Below are 17,516 nucleotides of genomic sequence, written 5' to 3'. Positions count from 1 at the left end.
CAGCTCCCACAGGTTCTGAAGGTGTTGCCTGTATTTGTGAACACCCTGGAACACGGTGGGAGCTGGCTTGCCAGCGATGGGATCATCCTGATAACCGGCTGGAATCCACGAGCTGCATCCGCGCGATATAGGCGCGGATTGCTTTCTCCGCGTTTTCATTGCTGTCGAACGGCCCTTCGAGGGTGTTCTCGCGCGTGCTGAAAAACAGTTCGCCATTGACCCGGCATACCCGGTCGCTGCGAAAGTGCGTGGCGGGGGCGGTGTCCTGGGCGCGCATGCCGTACATGGTGGGTCTCCCTGTTGAGTGATAGGTCGGGCCGGATGCAATGAGCTTATGCCTGAAGCACTTGGCGCGCTCTGCCAGGCGATCAACGGCGGTTCGTCAATTTTCTGCTGCGACCTGCACAGTTTCATTAGCGGCCTGAGCGCAACTGTCCCTGTGTTCGGGCCGGGTTCGGCGCCTAGAATGAGCGCACTCGTCAGCAGGCATCGGGGTTCGCATGCACATTTCATCGGGTCGTTGGGTGTACGGCATGTTCCTCGCGCTGCTGACCGCGTTTCTGTGGGGCATCCTGCCGATCAAGCTCAAACAGGTGTTGCTGGTGATGGATCCGGTCACGGTGACCTGGTTTCGTCTGTTGGTGTCCGGTGGCTGCCTGTTCCTTTACTTGGCGGCAACCCGGCGGCTGCCTAGCCGCAGACAGCTCGGCCCCCGGGGGGGCTGGCTGGTGCTGATGGCGGTGCTCGGCCTGGTTGGCAACTATGTGCTGTACCTGATGGGCCTCAACCTGCTCAGCCCCGGCACCGCGCAACTGGTAGTGCAGATGGGGCCGATCATGTTGCTGATCGCCAGCCTGTTTGTGTTCAAGGAGCGCTTCAGTATCGGTCAGGGCATTGGCCTGGCCGTGCTGTTGATCGGCTTCACGCTGTTTTTCAACCAGCGACTGGCAGAGCTGCTGACCTCGCTGTCGGACTACACCGCCGGCGTGCTGCTGGTGCTGCTGGCCTCGACGGTATGGACGTTCTACGCGCTGGGGCAGAAGCAATTGCTGACCGTGTGGAATTCGTTGCAGGTGATGATGGTGATCTACCTGTTCTGCGCCTTGCTGCTGACGCCGTGGGTGCATCCGCTCGAAGCGCTCGAGCTGAGTCCGCTGCAGGGCTGGTTGCTGCTGGCCTGCTGCATGAACACCCTGATTGCCTACGGTGCGTTCGCCGAGGCGCTGGCGCATTGGGAAGCGTCGCGGGTCAGTGCCACGCTGGCGATCACGCCGCTGGTGACGTTCGGTGCGGTGGCCGTGGCGGCCGGGATCTGGCCCGAGTATGTGCAAGCCGAGCAGATCAATGCGCTGGGTTATGGCGGCGCGGTGCTGGTGGTGCTGGGGTCGGCACTGGTCGCGCTGGGGCCGTCGTTGATTGCCGGGCTGAAGGCGCGGCGCATGCGCATTGCAGCCGGTTAGCCGGCGCTGCTTCCATTCGCGCGCAGGCTCGCTGCCACATTTGAACGCTTTGCCAGCATGACAATGCGGTCCACTGTGGGAGCGAGCCTGCTCGCGAAGACGGACTTTCAGCCGCTAAAAATCTCTCAGCCCTTGGCGCCAGCCTCGATCATGTTCTCCGGCCGCACCCAGGCATCGAACTCTTCGTCGGTCAGATAGCCCAGCTGCAGCGCCGCCTCACGCAAGGTCGTGCCTTCGCCGTAGGCTTTCTTGGCGATTTCCGCCGACTTGTCGTAGCCGATGTGCGGGTTCAACGCCGTCACCAGCATCAAGCCACGCTCCAGGTGCTGGGCCATGACTTGCGCGTCCGGCTCCAGGCCGGCGATGCAGTGCTGCTGGAAGTTGCTGCAGCCATCGGCCAGCAGGCGGATCGATTGCAGCAGGTTGTGGATGATCACCGGTTTGAACACGTTCAGCTGCAGGTGGCCCTGACTGGCGGCGATGCCGATGGTCACATCGTTGCCCAGCACCTGACAGGCGAGCATCGACAGCGCTTCGCACTGGGTCGGGTTGACCTTGCCCGGCATGATCGAGCTGCCCGGTTCGTTGGCCGGCAGCTTCACTTCGGCAAAACCTGCACGCGGGCCCGAGCCGAGCAGGCGCAGGTCGTTGGCGATTTTCATCAGCGCCACGGCGAGGGTTTTCAGTGCGCCGGAGAGGCTGGTCAGCGGTTCATGCCCGGCCAGCGCGGCGAACTTGTTCGGCGCGGTGACGAACGGCAATCCGGACAGCGCGGCCAATTCGGCGGCAATCGCCTCGCCGAAGCCGTGGGGCGAATTCAGACCGGTGCCGACGGCGGTGCCGCCCTGGGCCAGTTCGCACACTGCCGGCAATGCCGCGCGGATCGCCCGCTCGGCGTAGTCCAGTTGCGCGATGAACCCCGACAGCTCCTGGCCGAAGGTGATCGGCGTGGCGTCCATCATGTGCGTGCGGCCGGTCTTCACCAGTTTCATGTGCCGCGCCGAGAGTTCGGCGAGGCCGCCGGACAGTTCGGCGATGGCCGGCAGCAGTTGCTCCTGCACGGCGCGCGCCGTGGCGATGCTCATCGCGGTGGGGAAGCAGTCGTTGGAACTCTGCGAGCGGTTGACATGATCGTTCGGGTGCACCGGCGACTTGCCGCCGCGCGGGTTGCCGGCCAGTTCGTTGGCGCGCCCGGCAATCACTTCGTTGACGTTCATGTTGCTTTGGGTGCCGCTGCCGGTCTGCCACACCACCAGCGGGAACTGGTCGTCGTGCTGGCCGTCGAGCACTTCATCGGCCGCCTGTTCGATCAGGCGGGCGATGTCGGCGGGCAGGTCGCCGTTGCGGTCGTTGACCCGGGCCGCGGCTTTCTTGATCAGCGCCAGGGCATGCAGCACCGGCAGCGGCATGCGTTCCTGGCCGATGGCGAAATTGATCAGCGAGCGTTGCGTCTGAGCGCCCCAGTAAGCGTCGTCCGGGACTTCGATCTGGCCCAGGCTGTCGGTTTCGATACGGCTCATCGTGCACACTCCTGTTGGTCTGTTTGCGCTGTTTAGGCCGGGTTCGGCCCAGGTGGTTCCATCGAGTCGATTGTTGACCGCTGAGGCTGGCCAATCAAGCGCGGCAAGGCCCGGGGGTTGAGCCGCGGCGTTATTCAGGCGCAGAATGGTCGCCCTTGGGGTTTTACCTCGCCTGCTAGAAAAGGAAACTCGATGACTCGTCTTCGTGCCATCTGTACCGCGGTAGCCCTGGTTTGCGCCAGCGGCCAGGTCTTCGCCGATACCGCCAGCCACAACGCCAGTGCCGAAGCTTTCCTGACCCTGGCGCACGCTGACAAACTGGGCACTCCGGTGTACATGCAAGTGCAGCAAATGTTCGCCCAGCGCTTTGAACAGACCAAAGCCCCGGAGTCCAAGAAAGCCGTCCTGGAAACCTATCAGGCCAAGGCCAATGCCGCGCTCGACCAAGCCATCGGCTGGAACAAGCTCAAGCCGGACATGGTCAAGCTCTACACCAGCAACTTCAGCGAATCCGAGCTCAAGGACCTGGTCGCGTTCTACCAGTCGCCACTGGGCAAGAAAGTCCTGGAGAAAATGCCACAGCTGACCCAGCAATCGGCGCAGATGACCCAGGCCAAACTGGAAAGCGCGGTACCGGTGGTCAACAAACTGCTGGCTGACATGACAGCCGAGCTGGAGCCTAAAGGCGCCGCTCCTGCCAAGAAAAAGCCGTAAGCGGAGTTCGTGATGACCATGCAACAACGCATCGAATCGACGCTGGCCCTGCTTCAGCCTGAGCACCTGCAGGTGCTGGACGAAAGCCACATGCACAGTCGCGGGTTGCAGACCCACTTCAAGGCAGTGGTGGTCAGCGCGCAGTTCGAAGGCCTGAACCGGGTCAAGCGCCACCAGAAGGTCTACGGCACGCTCGGCGAGCTGATGGGCGAGTTCCATGCGTTGGCGCTGCACACCTACACCCCGCAGGAATGGGCAGAAGTCGGCGCCGCGCCGGCGTCGCCGACCTGCGCCGGCGGAGAGCAGCGATAAGCTTCGAGCGGCAGGCTGCACGTTGAAGGCGAGTGTTCCTGGCTCGCCGCTAGAAGCGCGCCGCTTGAAGCTGCTTTTTTGCTAGAATCCGCAACGCGCCGCTGACCCGGCGCGTTTTTTTTCGCATCCGGTTCACCCTTTGCGAGGGTAGCCACCTGGAGAAATACCCATGACACAACCCATTGTCGTGGCGGCACTGTATAAGTTCGTCACCCTCGAAGATTACGTCAACCTGCGCGAGCCGCTGCTGCAAGCGATGGTCGACAACGGCATCAAAGGCACGCTGCTGATCGCCGAAGAAGGCATCAACGGCACCGTGTCCGGCAGCCGCGAAGGCATCGACGGCCTGCTCGCCTGGCTGCGCAACGATCCACGCATGGTCGACATCGACCACAAGGAATCGTACTGCGACGAGCAGCCGTTCTATCGCACCAAGGTCAAGCTCAAGAAAGAGATCGTGACCCTCGGTGTCGAAGGCGTCGACCCCAACAAGAAGGTCGGCACCTACGTCGAGCCGCAGGACTGGAACGCGCTGATCAGCGACCCGGAAGTGCTGCTGATCGACACGCGCAACGATTACGAAGTGTCGATCGGCACCTTCGAGGGTGCCATCGATCCGAAAACCACCAGTTTTCGCGAGTTTCCCGACTACATCAAAGCCCACTTCGACCCGGCCGTGCACAAGAAGGTCGCGATGTTCTGCACCGGTGGCATCCGCTGCGAGAAGGCCTCGAGCTACATGCTCGGCGAGGGCTTCGAAGAGGTTTACCACCTCAAGGGCGGCATCCTGAAGTACCTCGAAGAGGTGCCGCAGGAAGAGACCAAATGGCAGGGCGACTGCTTCGTGTTCGACAACCGCGTGACCGTGCGTCACGACCTCAGCGAAGGCGACTACGATCAATGTCATGCCTGCCGCACACCGGTCAGCGTCGAGGATCGTGCTTCCGAGCATTACGTGGCCGGTATCAGCTGCCCGCACTGCTGGAACACCCTGAGCGAGAAGACCCGGCGCAGTGCGATCGACCGTCAGAAGCAGATCGAACTGGCCAAGGCCCGCAACATGCCGCACCCGATCGGCTACAACTATAAACAAGCATCCACCGAGGTCTGACCATGTCTGCGCGCCTGCTCTATGTGATGGATCCGATGTGCTCCTGGTGCTGGGGATTCGCTCCGGTGGCCAAGGCACTGGTGGAGCAGGCGCAGGCAGCCGGGGTCGAGCTGCACCTGGTGGTCGGCGGGTTGCGCACCGGCAGTGGCGCGGCACTGGAGCCGACCACCCGGCGCTACATTCTCGAACACTGGCAGGCGGTCACCGAGGCCACCGGCCAGCCGTTCAAGTTCGACGGGGCGCTGCCCGACGGTTTCGTCTACGACACCGAACCGGCCTGCCGCGCCATCGTCACGGCGCGCAGCCTGGCACCGGATTGCGCGTGGAAACTGGTCGGCCTGATCCAGCAGGCGTTCTACGCCCAAGGCCGCGATGTCACCCAGGCCAGCGTGTTGGTCGAACTGGCCGAGCAGGCCGGCGTGCCGCGTATCGAATTTGCCGCGTTGTTCGATCATGCCGATCAGCACCGAGCGACGCAGGCCGATTTCAGCTGGGTGCAGGATCTGGGCATTGCCGGATTCCCGACCCTGCTCGCCGAGCGCAATGGCCAACTGGCGCTGCTGACCAACGGCTACCAGCCGCTGAGCGAGCTGGCACCGTTGCTCGGTCGCTGGCTGGAGCGCGCAGCCTGTGCCTGACCTGGCCGATGACACGCCAGCCGTAAAGCGTGTCGACCGGCTGAGCTGGGCAGAAGTCCGGCGCCTGGCACTGCAGCACAAGAAATCCCTGTGGATCGCCAATGGCGTGGCCGTACTGGCGACGCTGTGCAGCGTGCCGATTCCGTTGCTGCTGCCACTGCTGGTGGACGAAGTCCTGCTCGGCCACGGCGACGCCGCGCTGAAAGTCATGAACCATGTGCTGCCGTCCATGTGGCAGCAGGCGGCGGGCTATATCGGCCTGATGCTGGTGGTGACCCTGACCCTGCGTTGCAGCGCCCTGTGCTTTGGCGTGTTGCAGGCGCGGCTGTTTGCGCGACTGGCCAAGGACATCGTCTACCGCATCCGCGTGCGCCTGATCGAGCGCCTGAAAAGAATCTCCCTCGGCGAATACGAGAGCCTCGGCAGCGGCACGGTGACCACGCACCTGGTCACCGACCTCGATACCCTCGACAAGTTTGTCGGCGAAACCCTCAGCCGCTTCCTGGTGGCGATGCTGACCCTGGTCGGCACCGCCAGCATTCTCATGTGGATGCACTGGAAACTGGCGCTGCTGATTCTGCTGTTCAACCCGCTGGTGATCTACGCCACGGTGCAGTTGGGCAAGCGGGTCAAGCACCTGAAGAAGCTGGAGAACGACAGCACCTCGCGTTTCACCCAGGCGCTGAGCGAAACCCTTGATGCGATCCAGGAAGTACGCGCCGGCAACCGTCAGGGCTATTTCCTCGGACGTCTCGGCCTGCGTGCGCAGGAAGTGCGCAATTACGCGGTCAATTCGCAGTGGAAGACCGACGCCTCGAACCGTGCCAGCGGTCTGCTGTTCCAGTTCGGCATCGACATCTTTCGCGCGGCGGCGATGCTTACGGTGCTGTTTTCCGACCTGTCGATCGGGCAGATGCTCGCGGTGTTCAGTTACCTGTGGTTCATGATCGGCCCGGTCGAGCAGTTGCTGAATCTGCAATACGCCTACTACGCCGCCGGCGGGGCCCTGACCCGCATCAACGAGTTGCTGGCCCGCGCCGACGAGCCGCAGTACCCCGGTGGCGTCGATCCGTTCAAGGGGCGCGAGACCGTCGGCATCCAGGTCCAGGGCCTGAGCTTCGGCTACGGCGATGAGCTGGTGCTCGACCAGATGGACCTGTCCATCGCCCCCGGCGAGAAAGTGGCGATTGTCGGCGCCAGCGGCGGCGGTAAAAGTACCCTGGTGCAATTGCTGCTGGGGCTGTACACGCCGCTCGCCGGGACGATTCGTTTCGGCGGTTCGACCCAGGAAGAGATCGGTCTGGAAACCGTGCGCGAAAACGTCGCGGTGGTGCTGCAGCACCCGGCGCTGTTCAACGACAGCGTGCGCGCCAACCTGACCATGGGCCGCACCCGCACTGACGAGGCCTGCTGGCAGGCGCTGGAAATCGCTCAGCTCGAACCGACCATCCGTGCCTTGCCGCAAGGCCTGGACAGCATTGTCGGGCGTTCCGGCGTGCGCCTGTCGGGTGGCCAGCGCCAGCGCCTGGCCATCGCGCGGATGATTCTCGCCGAACCGAAAGTGGTGATCCTCGACGAGGCCACCTCGGCGCTCGACGCCGCCACCGAATACAACCTGCATCAGGCCATGGCGCGCTTCCTCAACGGTCGCACGACGCTGATCATCGCCCACCGCCTGTCAGCGGTTAAGCAGGCCGATCGGGTCCTGGTGTTCGACGGCGGGCAGGTGGCCGAGGACGGCGATCACCAGCAGTTGATCGCCGATGGTGGCCTCTACGCCAAGCTGTATGGACACCTGCAACAAATCCAGCGCCCTTGAGATTTGTGCGCATTTCTGCGCTTAGTACTTGAATTGCTTTGAGTAAAGTCGCCCCCGAGGGCTCAGCGCGCGACCTGGTTGCATGATCGACGCAGAAGACGGCAGAGCTGTCGCTTTGCCTTGTCGAAAATTAGCCTAGGCTGAGCTGTCAGGAGCGGTATTTTCCGGTGTTCATCTGGCAGTGCTTGCGCAAGGGACCTCATGAAGCAAAAGCGGACTCTCGGAACGCCCCGGTTGTTGGGCATTGTCTGGCCATTCATCGCCGTCGTGCTGTTTCAGGCGTTGCTGGGTGGCGTCAGTCTGTATGTGCTGTCGGCGGTGCGTGGCTACGTGGCGGGTGAAAGCCTGTGGTCGAAAGGCCAGAAGGACGCCATCTACTACCTCAATCTTTATGCCGACAGCCGCGACGAAACGATCTTTGTCAAATACCAGCGAGCGATTGCCGTCCCCCAGGGCGGACATGAACTGCGCCTGGCGCTCGACCACCAGCCGCCGGATCTGCAAGCGGCGCGCGCGGGTATTCTCAAGGGCGGCAATCACCCGGACGACGTCTCCAGCCTGATCTGGCTGTATCTCAACTTCCGTCATTTCAGTTATCTGGAAACCGCCATCGAACGCTGGACCGTGGGCGATGCCTATCTGGTCGAACTCGATGAAGTCGCCAGGGAGATGCACCAGGCCATCAGCGCCAACGCTGCCAGCGATGCCGATATCCGCCGCTGGAAAGAGCGGATTTTTGCCATCAACGATGGCGTCACGCCGGCGGCCAAGGCATTCAGCGATGCCCTCGGCGAAGGCTCGCGAATGATCCTGCGCCTGCTGCTGTTCACCAACCTGGCCACTGCGCTCGGCTTGATCGTGCTGGCCTTGCTGCGTACGCACAAACTGCTCAAGCAGCGGCACGCCTTTGCCGAGGCACTGCAGCTGGAAAAGGACCGGGCGCACATCACCCTGCAATCGATTGGCGACGGGGTGATCACCACCGACGTCAGCGGGGCGATCGATTACATGAACCCCGCCGCCGAGGCCATGACCCACTGGAAGGCCGAGCAGGCCGCCGGGCTGCCGCTGTCAGCCCTGTTCAATCTGCTGGACGACAACGCCCAGACCGAAGGCCTGACCCTGATCGAGCATATTCTCAGCGGCAAGCTCGGCGGCGGCAGCGAGCATTCGAAGCTGATCCAGCGCCTGGACGGCAGTACGGTGTCGGTGACGCTGGTCGGGGCGCCGATCCGCAATGCCGGCAAGGTCAGCGGTACCGTGCTGGTGCTGCACGACATGACTCAGGAGCGGCAGTACATCGCCAACCTGTCTTGGCAGGCGACCCACGATGCGCTGACCGGACTGGCCAACCGCCGCGAGTTCGAATATCGCCTGGAGCAGGCGCTGCACAACCTCACGCGCCAGTCGGGCCGGCATGCGCTGATGTTCCTCGACCTCGATCAGTTCAAACTGGTCAATGACACCTGTGGCCATGCCGCCGGCGATGAACTGCTGCGGCACATCTGCGCACTGTTGCAGTCCGGTCTGCGCGAGGGCGACACGCTGGCGCGGCTGGGTGGCGACGAATTCGGCATTCTCCTGGAGAATTGCGCGCCGGACGCGGCGGAAAAGATCGCCGAAAGTCTGCGCCAGACCGTGCAGAACCTGCACTTTGTCTGGAAGGGCCGACCGTTCCTGACCACCGTCAGTATTGGCCTGGTGCATGTCACCCAGACGCCCGCGACACTCGAGGCTTCTCTGCGCGCTGCCGACATGGCCTGCTACATGGCCAAGGAGAAGGGCCGCAACCGCGTGCAGGTCTACCATGCCGATGATTCCGAACTGTCCCTGCGTTTCGGCGAGATGGCCTGGGTACAGCGTCTGCACATGGCCCTGGAGGAGAACCGCTTCTGTCTGTACGCCCAGGAAATCGCTCCGCTGGGGCATGCTGGCGGCCGCGGGCACATCGAAATTCTCCTACGCCTGCACGATGAAGCCGGCCGCATGATTCTGCCCGACAGTTTCATTCCGGCGGCCGAGCGCTATGGCCTGATGACTTCGCTGGATCGTTGGGTGGTGCAGAACGTATTCAAGGTCATTGCTCAATGTATTGCCGAAGAACATGAAACTCCGTTGGCAATGTGTGCGATTAATCTTTCAGGCATTACTATCGGAGATGACGCCTTCTTGCACTTTCTGCGTGAACAGTTTGATAACTACGCAGTACCGCCTGAAATGATTTGTTTTGAAATTACAGAAACCAGTGCAATTGCAAATCTTGGCAGTGCAATACGTTTTATTAATGAACTCAAGGGCTTAGGTTGTTACTTCTCACTAGATGACTTTTGCGCCGGAATGTCCTCATTCGCTTATTTGAAACATTTGCCTGTAGACTTCCTGAAGATCGACGGGAGTTTCGTAAAGGATATGCTGGACGACCCGATTAACCGTGCAATGGTCGAAGTGATCAACCACATCGGCCATGTCATGGGTAAGCAGACAATTGCCGAGTTTGTCGAAACCACGCAGATCGAGCAGGCATTGCTTGAAATTGGTGTCGATTACGCTCAGGGTTATGTCATCGAACGCCCGCAATTGTTTACCTGTGACAGTTTGCAAAGTCGGCCCGCCAGGCCGCAGCCATTGTTGTTCAAGGCGCCTGGCACGTTCCGTTGAAGTCTCTCGCCGATCCTTACAATCACAAATCAAAAGGAGCCGAACAGTGATCGACACATTCAACCGAACCGGACCACTCATGGAAGCTGCAAGTTATCCTGCCTGGGCACAGCAGTTGCTCAAGGATTGCAGCGAGAGCAAGCGCCGGGTTGTCGAACATGAACTTTACCTGCGCATGCGCGATAACAAGCTCAGCGCCCGAACCATGCGCCAGTACCTGATCGGGGGCTGGCCGGTGGTTGAGCAGTTCGCGTTATACATGGCGCAAAACCTTACCAAGACCAAGTTTGCCCGCCACCCTGGCGAAGACATGGCGCGTCGTTGGCTGATGCGCAACATTCGCGTCGAGCTGAACCACGCCGACTACTGGTTGCACTGGAGCCGCGCGCACGGCGTGAGTCTGGAAGATCTCCAGGCGCAGCAAGTGCCGCCGGAACTGCATGCGCTGAGTCATTGGTGCTGGCACACCAGTTCGGCGGATTCTCTGATCGTCGCCATCGCCGCGACCAACTATGCCATCGAAGGCGCGACCGGGGAGTGGTCGGCGCTGGTCTGCTCCACGGGCTTGTACGCTGCGGCATTCCCTGAAGAGGAGCGCAAGCGGGCGATGAAGTGGTTGAAGATGCACGCCCAGTATGACGATGCCCATCCGTGGGAAGCGCTGGAAATCATCTGCACCCTGGCCGGCCTGAACCCGAGCAAGGCCTTGCAGGCGGAACTGCGCCAGGCCATCTGCAAGAGCTACGACTACATGTACCTGTTCCTCGAGCGGTGCATGCAACTGGAACTGGCGGAGCGGGTGACCCTCGGCCGCGAGCGCCGGGCGCTGGTCGAAAGCTGATTTAGCCGCCTATACGCAAAAAAGTGGGAGCGAGCCGGCCCGCGATATCGATCTGGCCTTCAACAGGATGTTGAGTGGCAGTCGATCATCGCGGGCCGGCTCGCTCCCATTGTGTCCGGCGGGGCAAAAACTCAGCCGGCCATGGCCAGGCGGTTGCGTCCCTCGCGCTTGGCCACGTACAGCGCGCTGTCGGCGCGACGCAGCAGGCTTTCGGCCGATTCGCCGGGCAGCAGGGTCGAGCAGCCGAGGCTGACCGTCAGCTCGATCAATTGGCCATCGGCGTAATAGTCCTGGGCCTGTGTGGCGTAACGCAGGCGCTCGCCGACCATTGCCGCCGCTTCGCGACTGGTGTTGGACAGCAGGATCAGAAACTCCTCGCCACCGTAGCGGAACACCATGTCGACGTTGCGCAACTGATCCTTGATCGACGCGGCGACCGCCCTGAGCACATCGTCGCCGGCGCTGTGGCCATGGCTGTCGTTGACCCGTTTGAAGTGGTCGATATCGAGCATCAGCAGTGACAGCGGTTGCAGGTGCCGCCGCGACATTTCGATTTCCCGTTGCAGGGTCTGTTCCATGGCGATGCGGTTGCCGGCGCCGGTCAACGGGTCACGCAGGGCGCTCTGCGTGGCTGCGCGATACAGCAGGGCGTTGCGCATCGGAAAGAGCAGCGACGACAGCAGGGACTCGAGGTTGCCCTGTTCCTGGTCAGTGAAGCGCTGATTGCGGCGAAACGTCAGTTCGCCCATGTGCTCGCCTTCATGGCTGAGGCTGTAGCTGACCGAATGATGGCCGCGGGCACCGAACTCCAGGCGCAGGTCGCTGCCCGGATGCGCGTAGCTCAGGGCGTCAAGCGGTACCAGGCGCTGCACTTCGCGGAAGAAGAGACCGAGGATGCGTTGCGGCTCGAGACTGGTCTGCAGTTGCAGGTTCAGCTGCTGGCGCAATTGCGCAAGGCTGACCGGCCGTTCCAGAAGCGGAGGCTGCTGACCGAAGCCCAGGCGTTGCAATTTGGCACTGTCGAAGTCAATTGCATTGGTCTGGGAGGGTGATTTCATATGGCGTGAGCCCCTAAGCAGTAAGTCTGTCTTACAGGCTGGGTGAGAGCGGCTATGGGCTGCGCGTCATACTGATCCATCAGTCCCGTAGGACATTTGGCGTAAGTTTAGTCTGCCTGATGACGATTAGTCAGCTATCGAATCAGGCCTTGCCCCACTGCCTTCACACGGCGTGCTTTGAGGAAATTTAGAGCGAAAGTCATGCCATTCGGTTCATATTGATTAAAGACGTTACAAATCAATGGCTTGTGACTTCGAGGGAATATAGGGTGCTGGATATTTGACTGATTTACCGGCGCCGAAAGCGGCAAATGTATGCCGCGACGGTAATCCGCCACGGCAACAAATGCGACGTATGGCATTACTGGGCGTTGAATGCCTGGCCGTTGATGCCGGTGCTGTCCGGGCCCATCAGGTACAGATAGACCGGCATGATCTCTTCCGGCGTCGGATTGTTCAGCGGGTTTTCCCCCGGATACGCCTGGGCACGCATGCTGGTGCGGGTACCGCCGGGGTTGATGCTGTTGGCGCGCACCGGTGCCACGCCGTCGACTTCGTCGGCCAGCGTCTGCATCAGGCCTTCGGTGGCGAACTTCGACACCCCGTAGGCGCCCCAGTACGCGCGGCCCTTGCGCCCGACACTGCTGGAGGTGAACACCACCGATGCATCCTGGGACAGCTTGAGCAGCGGCAGCAGGGTGCTGGTCAGCATGAACATGGCGTTGACGTTGACCTGCATGACGCGCATGAAGTTGTCGCCGGACAATTGCTCGATCGGCGTGCGCGGACCAATGATCGAGGCGTTGTGCAGCAGGCCGTCGAGGTGGCCGAACTCGCTTTCGATCATCGCCGCCAGCTCATCGTACTGATGGGGCAGGGCGGTCTCGAGATTGAACGGAATCACCGCCGGCTGCGGGTGGCCGGCCGCCTCGATCTCGTCGTAGACCTGGCTCAGGTTGGCTTCGGTCTTGCCCAGCAACAGCACGGTGGCACCATGGGCGGCATAGGTTTTCGCGGCCGCCGCGCCGATGCCGCGACCGGCACCGGTAACCAGAATGACCCGATCCTTGAGCAATTCGGGACGAGCGGAGTAATCAAACATAACAACCTCACAATCCATTTAAACGCTGAAGGATCGCAGCCTTCGCCGGCTCCTGCAGATCATCGCAATCCTGCAGGCGCGGTCGCGGGCTGCGATCCTCTGACTTTGCTCAGCAACTGCACAGGGCGTTGTCGAGCACCTTGCGCAATTCCAGCGGATGATCCACCACCACGTCCGCGCCCCAGTGCCGCGGGTTGTCGTCCGGATGGATGTAGCCATAGGTCACGGCGCAGGTCTTGGTTCCGGCATCGCGGCCCGACTCGATATCGCGCAGATCATCGCCGACAAACAGCACCGTCGCCGGATCCAGATCAAGCATCTTGCAGGCAAGGATCAGCGGCTCCGGGTCCGGCTTGCTGTTCTTCACGTGATCCGGGCAGATCAGCAGCGCCGAGCGCTCGGCCAGCCCCAGTTGCTGCATGATCGGCTCGGCGAAGCGCAGCGGCTTGTTGGTGACGACGCCCCAGACCAGGTTGGCCTTCTCGATGTCGGCCAGCAGCTCGCCCATGCCGTCAAAGAGGCGGCTGTGCACCGCGCAACCGGCCAGATAGCGCTCGAGGAATTCCAGGCGCAGTTCTTCGAACCCCGGCGATTCCGGATCCATGGAAAAGGTCACCGCGACCATGGCGCGGGCGCCGCCGGAAATTTCGTCGCGGATGTGCTTGTCATTGATCGGCGGCAAACCGCGATCCGCGCGCATCGCCTGGCAGATGGCGATGAAGTCCGGCGCGGTGTCGAGCAGGGTGCCGTCCATGTCGAAAAGGACTGCTCTGATGGCCATCGGCTTACTCCTCGCGCAGGGTCTGGATCATGTAGTTGACGTCAACGTCGGCCGACAGCTTGTAGTGCTTGGTCAGCGGGTTGTAGGTCAGGCCGATGATGTCCTTGACGGTCAGGCCGGCGATGCGGCTCCAGGCGCCCAGCTCGGACGGGCGGATGAATTTCTTGAAGTCGTGGGTGCCGCGCGGCAGCAGTTTCATGATGTATTCGGCGCCGATGATGGCGAACAGGTACGCCTTCGGGTTGCGGTTGATCGTCGAGAAGAACACCTGGCCGCCGGGCTTGACCATGCGGAAGCAGGCGCGGATCACCGAAGACGGATCCGGTACGTGCTCGAGCATCTCCAGGCAGGTGACCACGTCGAACTGCTCGGGCATTTCTTCGGCCAGGGCTTCGGCGGTGATCTGCCGGTATTCGACGCTGACGCCGGACTCCAGCTGATGCAGTTGCGCGACCGCCAGTGGCGCTTCGCCCATGTCGATCCCGGTCACGGTGGCGCCGCGCTGGGCCATGGCCTCGCTGAGAATGCCGCCGCCGCACCCGACGTCGAGGACTTTCTTGCCGGCCAGGTTGACCCGTTCGTCAATCCAGTTGACCCGCAGCGGATTGATGTCGTGCAGCGGCTTGAACTCGCTTTCACGGTCCCACCAGCGATGGGCCAGTGCTTCGAATTTGGCGATTTCGGCGTGGTCGACGTTGCTCATGTTGTGGTCCTCGAAAAACTTGAAAGGGGTTGCAGCCCCGCCGTGTGGCGGGGCGTTTACGATTCGGTGTGGCCGCTGATGCGCTGGCCCCAGGCCCGGGCCGTGGCGCCGAGCTGTTGTTCGTCCAGGCGGGTCAGGCGCCGGTCGTCGAGCAACTGCTTGCCGGCGACCCACAGGTGTTTGACGCAATCGCGACCGGTGGCATAAATAAGTTGCGAAACCGGGTCGTACACTGGCTGCTGGGCCAGGCCGCCGAGGTCGAAGGCGACGATGTCTGCGGCCTTGCCGATCTCCAGCGAACCGACTTCGGCATCGATGCCCAGGGCCCGTGCGCCGTTGAGGGTGGCCATGCGCAGCGCGCGATGGGCGTCCAGCGCGGTGGCCGAGCCGGCGACAGCCTTGGCCAGCAACGCGGCAGTACGGGTTTCGCCGAGCAGGTCGAGGTCGTTGTTGCTCGCGGCGCCATCGGTGCCGACCGCGACATTGACCCCGGCCTGCCACAGGCGCTCGACCGGGCAGAAGCCGCTGGCCAGTTTCAGGTTCGACTCGGGGCAGTGAATCACGCTGGTGTTGCTTTCTACCAGCAACGCCAGGTCATCTTCGCTGATCTGGGTCATGTGCACGGCCTGGAAACGCGGGCCGAGCAGGCCCAGCCGCGCGAGGCGGGCCAGGGGGCGCTCGCCGCGCTGTTCGACGGCCTGCTGCACTTCGAAGGCGGTTTCATGCACGTGCATATGGATCGCGGCGTCCAGTTCCTCGGCGATCACGCGGATTTTTTCCAGGTTTTCGTCGCCGACGGTGTAGGGTGCATGAGGGCCGAAGGTGATCCTGATGCGCTCGTGATGCTTGAGGTCGCCGAACAGCTCGACACCCTGACGAATGGCTTCATCAGCGCTGCTGGCGCCCGGAATCGGGAAGTCGAGGATCGGAATCGCGATCTGCGCACGAATGCCGCTGTTGTGCACGCGCTCGCTGGCGACCTTGGGGAAGAAATACATGTCCGAGAAACAGGTGATGCCACCTTTGATCTGCTCGGCAATCGCCAGGTCGGTGCCGTCACGGACGAAATCTTCATCGACCCACTTGGCCTCGGCCGGCCAGATGTGGTTTTCCAGCCAGGTCATCAGCGGCAGATCGTCGGCCAGGCCACGGAACAGGGTCATCGCCGCATGGCCGTGCGCGTTGATCAGACCGGGCGCGAGCAGCACGTCGGGCAATTCGCGCACTTGCGCGGCATTGCATTTCAACGCTTCGGCGCGCGGGCCGATGAACACGATGCGGCCGTCGCGGATGCCCAGGCCATGCTCCTTGAGCACCACGCCTGCGGGTTCGACGGGTACCAGCCAGGTCGGCAGCAATAAAAGGTCGAGCGCAATGGCAGGTTTCGGCATCGAGGGTCGGTTCCAGTGCTTTTGTAAAGGATGGCGAAGTATACCCGAGCGTCTTCGCGGGGGGATCGCTATAATCGGCGGCTTTTGTTCATGAGTGCGGGGTGAGGGATGCGCGATCGACTGTTGGCTGCGGAGAAAGTGAAGGCCATCGATTGGCGTGACGGCGCGCTCTACCTGCTGGATCAGCGCGTTTTGCCATTCGAGGAAACCTGGATCGCCTACACCAGCGCCGCGGGCGTGGCCGAGGCGATTCGTTCGATGGTGGTGCGCGGGGCGCCGGCCATCGGCATCAGTGCCGCCTACGGTGTGGTGCTGGCGGCGCGTGCGCGGTTTGCCGCGGGCGGTGACTGGCAGGCTGCGCTGGAAGAGGATTTCACCCGGCTCGCCGAATCGCGTCCGACGGCTGTGAACCTGTTCTGGGCACTGGGGCGCATGCGTGAACGTCTGGAGCGGCTCAAGGAGCACGCTGATCCGCTGGCGGTGCTCGAGGCGGAAGCCATCGCCATTCACGAAAGCGATCGCGAAGCCAACCTGACCATGGCGCAACTGGGTGTCGATCTGATCCGCAAGCACCAGGGCAATGCCCAGGCGATTCTCACCCACTGCAATACGGGCGCATTGGCCACCGGCGGCTTCGGTACGGCGCTGGGGGTGATCCGCGGCGCGTTCATCGAGGGCATGGTCGAGCGCGTCTACGCCGACGAAACCCGGCCGTGGCTGCAGGGCTCGCGCCTGACTGCCTGGGAACTGGCCAACGAGGGCATTCCGGTGACGCTCAATGCCGACTCCGCTGCCGCGCACATCATGAAGACCAAAGGCGTGACCTGGGTCATCGTCGGCGCCGACCGCATTACCGCCAACGGCGACGTGGCGAACAAGATCGGCACCTATCAGCTGGCGGTCAACGCCATGCACCACGGCGTGCGCTTCATGGTCGTGGCGCCGAGTTCGACCATCGACATGAACCTGGCCAGCGGCGATGACATTCCGATCGAGGAGCGTGACGGTGCCGAGTTGCTGGAAGTCGGCGGCAAGCGCGTCGGCGCCGATGTCGAGGCGTTCAACCCGGTGTTCGACGTGACCCCGGCGGACCTGATCGATGCGATCGTTACCGAGAAGGGCATCGTCGAGCGCCCGGATACCGCGAAAATGGCCCAGCTGATGTGCCGCAAACGCCTGCATTGACGGGCTCTGGCGCCTCCTCGGGCGCCATCGTCGGCCAGGCGGCTCGCGGCGGTTTTGGCGCTGTTGCGCAAACTGCCTCGGTCGCTTTGCTGGCGTTGAGCGTGTCAACGCTAGCAAATCTGTCGGATTTCACCCCGAATTCTGCATTCAAAGCGCCTCTGAGCTTCTCTCGTCCCCTTTCAGCCTGTCACCGGTCAACTAACTATGCTCCATGCGCATCTGG

At 62.4% G+C, this 17,516-nt stretch carries 16 protein-coding genes; 9 read left to right on the top strand and 7 right to left on the bottom strand.

The window, feature by feature from the left end; all coding sequences use genetic code 11:
- Nucleotides 1–82: 82 nt before the first annotated feature.
- Nucleotides 83–286, bottom strand: a complete 204-nt coding sequence (locus tag QRN70_RS25765; RefSeq protein ID WP_285420676.1) for a DUF6316 family protein — start codon at nt 284–286, stop codon at nt 83–85.
- Nucleotides 287–500: 214 nt separating this feature from the next.
- Here QRN70_RS25765 and QRN70_RS25760 point away from each other — a divergent pair, with 214 nt between their 5' ends.
- A complete protein-coding gene (locus QRN70_RS25760; protein WP_285420675.1) occupies nt 501–1,460 on the top strand; it encodes a DMT family transporter in 960 nt (319 codons plus the stop codon).
- Nucleotides 1,461–1,585: 125 nt separating this feature from the next.
- Here QRN70_RS25760 and QRN70_RS25755 read toward each other — a convergent pair whose 3' ends face one another.
- Nucleotides 1,586–2,980, bottom strand: a complete 1,395-nt coding sequence (locus tag QRN70_RS25755) for a class II fumarate hydratase (RefSeq protein WP_285420674.1) — start codon at nt 2,978–2,980, stop codon at nt 1,586–1,588.
- Nucleotides 2,981–3,172: 192 nt separating this feature from the next.
- On the opposite strand from QRN70_RS25755, the gene QRN70_RS25750 reads away from it, so the two are divergent.
- The 7 genes from QRN70_RS25750 (at nt 3,173) to QRN70_RS25720 (ending at nt 11,073) form a co-directional block, all read left to right on the top strand.
- Nucleotides 3,173–3,694 carry a DUF2059 domain-containing protein gene (locus tag QRN70_RS25750; protein WP_285420673.1) on the top strand — a complete coding sequence of 174 codons (522 nt, stop codon included), beginning with the start codon at nt 3,173–3,175 and terminating at the stop codon, nt 3,692–3,694.
- 12 nt (nt 3,695–3,706) lie between these two features.
- On the top strand, nt 3,707–4,006 hold the full coding sequence (locus QRN70_RS25745) for a BolA family protein (RefSeq protein ID WP_285420672.1): 300 nt from the start codon (nt 3,707–3,709) through the stop codon (nt 4,004–4,006).
- A 169-nt stretch (nt 4,007–4,175) separates the two neighbouring features.
- Nucleotides 4,176–5,117, top strand: a complete 942-nt coding sequence (trhO, locus tag QRN70_RS25740; protein WP_285420671.1) for an oxygen-dependent tRNA uridine(34) hydroxylase TrhO — start codon at nt 4,176–4,178, stop codon at nt 5,115–5,117.
- Between the two features lie 35 nt (nt 5,118–5,152).
- On the top strand, nt 5,153–5,755 hold the full coding sequence (locus QRN70_RS25735; RefSeq protein ID WP_285420765.1) for a DsbA family protein: 603 nt from the start codon (nt 5,153–5,155) through the stop codon (nt 5,753–5,755).
- Nucleotides 5,748–7,574 (top strand): ABC transporter ATP-binding protein, encoded by a 1,827-nt coding sequence (locus QRN70_RS25730; RefSeq protein ID WP_285420670.1) that lies wholly within the window; start codon nt 5,748–5,750, stop codon nt 7,572–7,574. Before QRN70_RS25735 ends, QRN70_RS25730 begins: the two co-directional genes overlap by 8 nt.
- 201 nt (nt 7,575–7,775) lie before the next feature.
- Nucleotides 7,776–10,232: an EAL domain-containing protein gene (locus tag QRN70_RS25725; protein ID WP_285420669.1), complete on the top strand. Its 2,457-nt coding sequence runs from the start codon at nt 7,776–7,778 to the stop codon at nt 10,230–10,232.
- A gap of 79 nt (nt 10,233–10,311) precedes the next feature.
- On the top strand, nt 10,312–11,073 hold the full coding sequence (locus QRN70_RS25720; protein WP_502941678.1) for an iron-containing redox enzyme family protein: 762 nt from the start codon (nt 10,312–10,314) through the stop codon (nt 11,071–11,073).
- A gap of 131 nt (nt 11,074–11,204) precedes the next feature.
- Here the strand turns inward: QRN70_RS25720 and QRN70_RS25715 are convergent, their stop codons facing one another.
- The 5 genes from QRN70_RS25715 to QRN70_RS25695 form a co-directional block, all read right to left on the bottom strand.
- The gene (locus tag QRN70_RS25715; protein WP_285420667.1) at nt 11,205–12,131 is read right to left on the bottom strand and encodes a GGDEF domain-containing protein; all 927 of its coding nucleotides are present in this window, start codon (nt 12,129–12,131) and stop codon (nt 11,205–11,207) included.
- A gap of 361 nt (nt 12,132–12,492) precedes the next feature.
- Nucleotides 12,493–13,233, bottom strand: a complete 741-nt coding sequence (locus QRN70_RS25710; RefSeq protein ID WP_285420666.1) for a YciK family oxidoreductase — start codon at nt 13,231–13,233, stop codon at nt 12,493–12,495.
- Between the two features lie 109 nt (nt 13,234–13,342).
- Nucleotides 13,343–14,014, bottom strand: a complete 672-nt coding sequence (gene mupP / locus QRN70_RS25705) for an N-acetylmuramic acid 6-phosphate phosphatase MupP (protein WP_285420665.1) — start codon at nt 14,012–14,014, stop codon at nt 13,343–13,345.
- Nucleotides 14,015–14,018: 4 nt separating this feature from the next.
- Nucleotides 14,019–14,717, bottom strand: coding sequence for a bifunctional 2-polyprenyl-6-hydroxyphenol methylase/3-demethylubiquinol 3-O-methyltransferase UbiG (ubiG, locus tag QRN70_RS25700; protein ID WP_285420664.1), 699 nt, complete (start codon nt 14,715–14,717; stop codon nt 14,019–14,021).
- 56 nt (nt 14,718–14,773) lie between these two features.
- Nucleotides 14,774–16,108, bottom strand: a complete 1,335-nt coding sequence (locus tag QRN70_RS25695) for a TRZ/ATZ family hydrolase (RefSeq protein ID WP_285420663.1) — start codon at nt 16,106–16,108, stop codon at nt 14,774–14,776.
- A 108-nt stretch (nt 16,109–16,216) separates the two neighbouring features.
- Here QRN70_RS25695 and mtnA point away from each other — a divergent pair, with 108 nt between their 5' ends.
- Nucleotides 16,217–17,293 (top strand): S-methyl-5-thioribose-1-phosphate isomerase, encoded by a 1,077-nt coding sequence (gene mtnA, locus QRN70_RS25690; RefSeq protein WP_285420662.1) that lies wholly within the window; start codon nt 16,217–16,219, stop codon nt 17,291–17,293.
- The last annotated feature ends 223 nt before the right edge of the window (nt 17,294–17,516 follow it).

The organism is Pseudomonas sp. efr-133-TYG-5 (assembly GCF_030209175.1).
Classification (GTDB): domain Bacteria; phylum Pseudomonadota; class Gammaproteobacteria; order Pseudomonadales; family Pseudomonadaceae; genus Aquipseudomonas.
The sequence above is the reverse complement of the archived record's forward strand: the minus strand, read 5'-3'. Positions and strand labels throughout refer to the sequence as shown.

Excerpts from the sequence above, each read along its gene's own strand:
- QRN70_RS25745 (WP_285420672.1), top strand. The coding sequence starts at position 3,707 with ATGACCATGCAACAACGCATCGAATCGACGCTGGCCCTGCTTCAGCCT.
- trhO (WP_285420671.1), top strand. The coding sequence starts at position 4,176 with ATGACACAACCCATTGTCGTGGCGGCACTGTATAAGTTCGTCACCCTC.
- QRN70_RS25710 (WP_285420666.1), bottom strand. The coding sequence starts at position 13,233 with ATGTTTGATTACTCCGCTCGTCCCGAATTGCTCAAGGATCGGGTCATT.
- mupP (WP_285420665.1), bottom strand. The coding sequence starts at position 14,014 with ATGGCCATCAGAGCAGTCCTTTTCGACATGGACGGCACCCTGCTCGAC.
- QRN70_RS25715 (WP_285420667.1), bottom strand. The coding sequence starts at position 12,131 with ATGAAATCACCCTCCCAGACCAATGCAATTGACTTCGACAGTGCCAAA.
- ubiG (WP_285420664.1), bottom strand. The coding sequence starts at position 14,717 with ATGAGCAACGTCGACCACGCCGAAATCGCCAAATTCGAAGCACTGGCC.
- QRN70_RS25720 (WP_502941678.1), top strand. The coding sequence starts at position 10,312 with ATGGAAGCTGCAAGTTATCCTGCCTGGGCACAGCAGTTGCTCAAGGAT.
- mtnA (WP_285420662.1), top strand. The coding sequence starts at position 16,217 with ATGCGCGATCGACTGTTGGCTGCGGAGAAAGTGAAGGCCATCGATTGG.
- QRN70_RS25725 (WP_285420669.1), top strand. The coding sequence starts at position 7,776 with ATGAAGCAAAAGCGGACTCTCGGAACGCCCCGGTTGTTGGGCATTGTC.
- QRN70_RS25760 (WP_285420675.1), top strand. The coding sequence starts at position 501 with ATGCACATTTCATCGGGTCGTTGGGTGTACGGCATGTTCCTCGCGCTG.
- QRN70_RS25695 (WP_285420663.1), bottom strand. The coding sequence starts at position 16,108 with ATGCCGAAACCTGCCATTGCGCTCGACCTTTTATTGCTGCCGACCTGG.
- QRN70_RS25765 (WP_285420676.1), bottom strand. The coding sequence starts at position 286 with ATGTACGGCATGCGCGCCCAGGACACCGCCCCCGCCACGCACTTTCGC.
- QRN70_RS25735 (WP_285420765.1), top strand. The coding sequence starts at position 5,153 with ATGTGCTCCTGGTGCTGGGGATTCGCTCCGGTGGCCAAGGCACTGGTG.
- QRN70_RS25750 (WP_285420673.1), top strand. The coding sequence starts at position 3,173 with ATGACTCGTCTTCGTGCCATCTGTACCGCGGTAGCCCTGGTTTGCGCC.
- QRN70_RS25755 (WP_285420674.1), bottom strand. The coding sequence starts at position 2,980 with ATGAGCCGTATCGAAACCGACAGCCTGGGCCAGATCGAAGTCCCGGAC.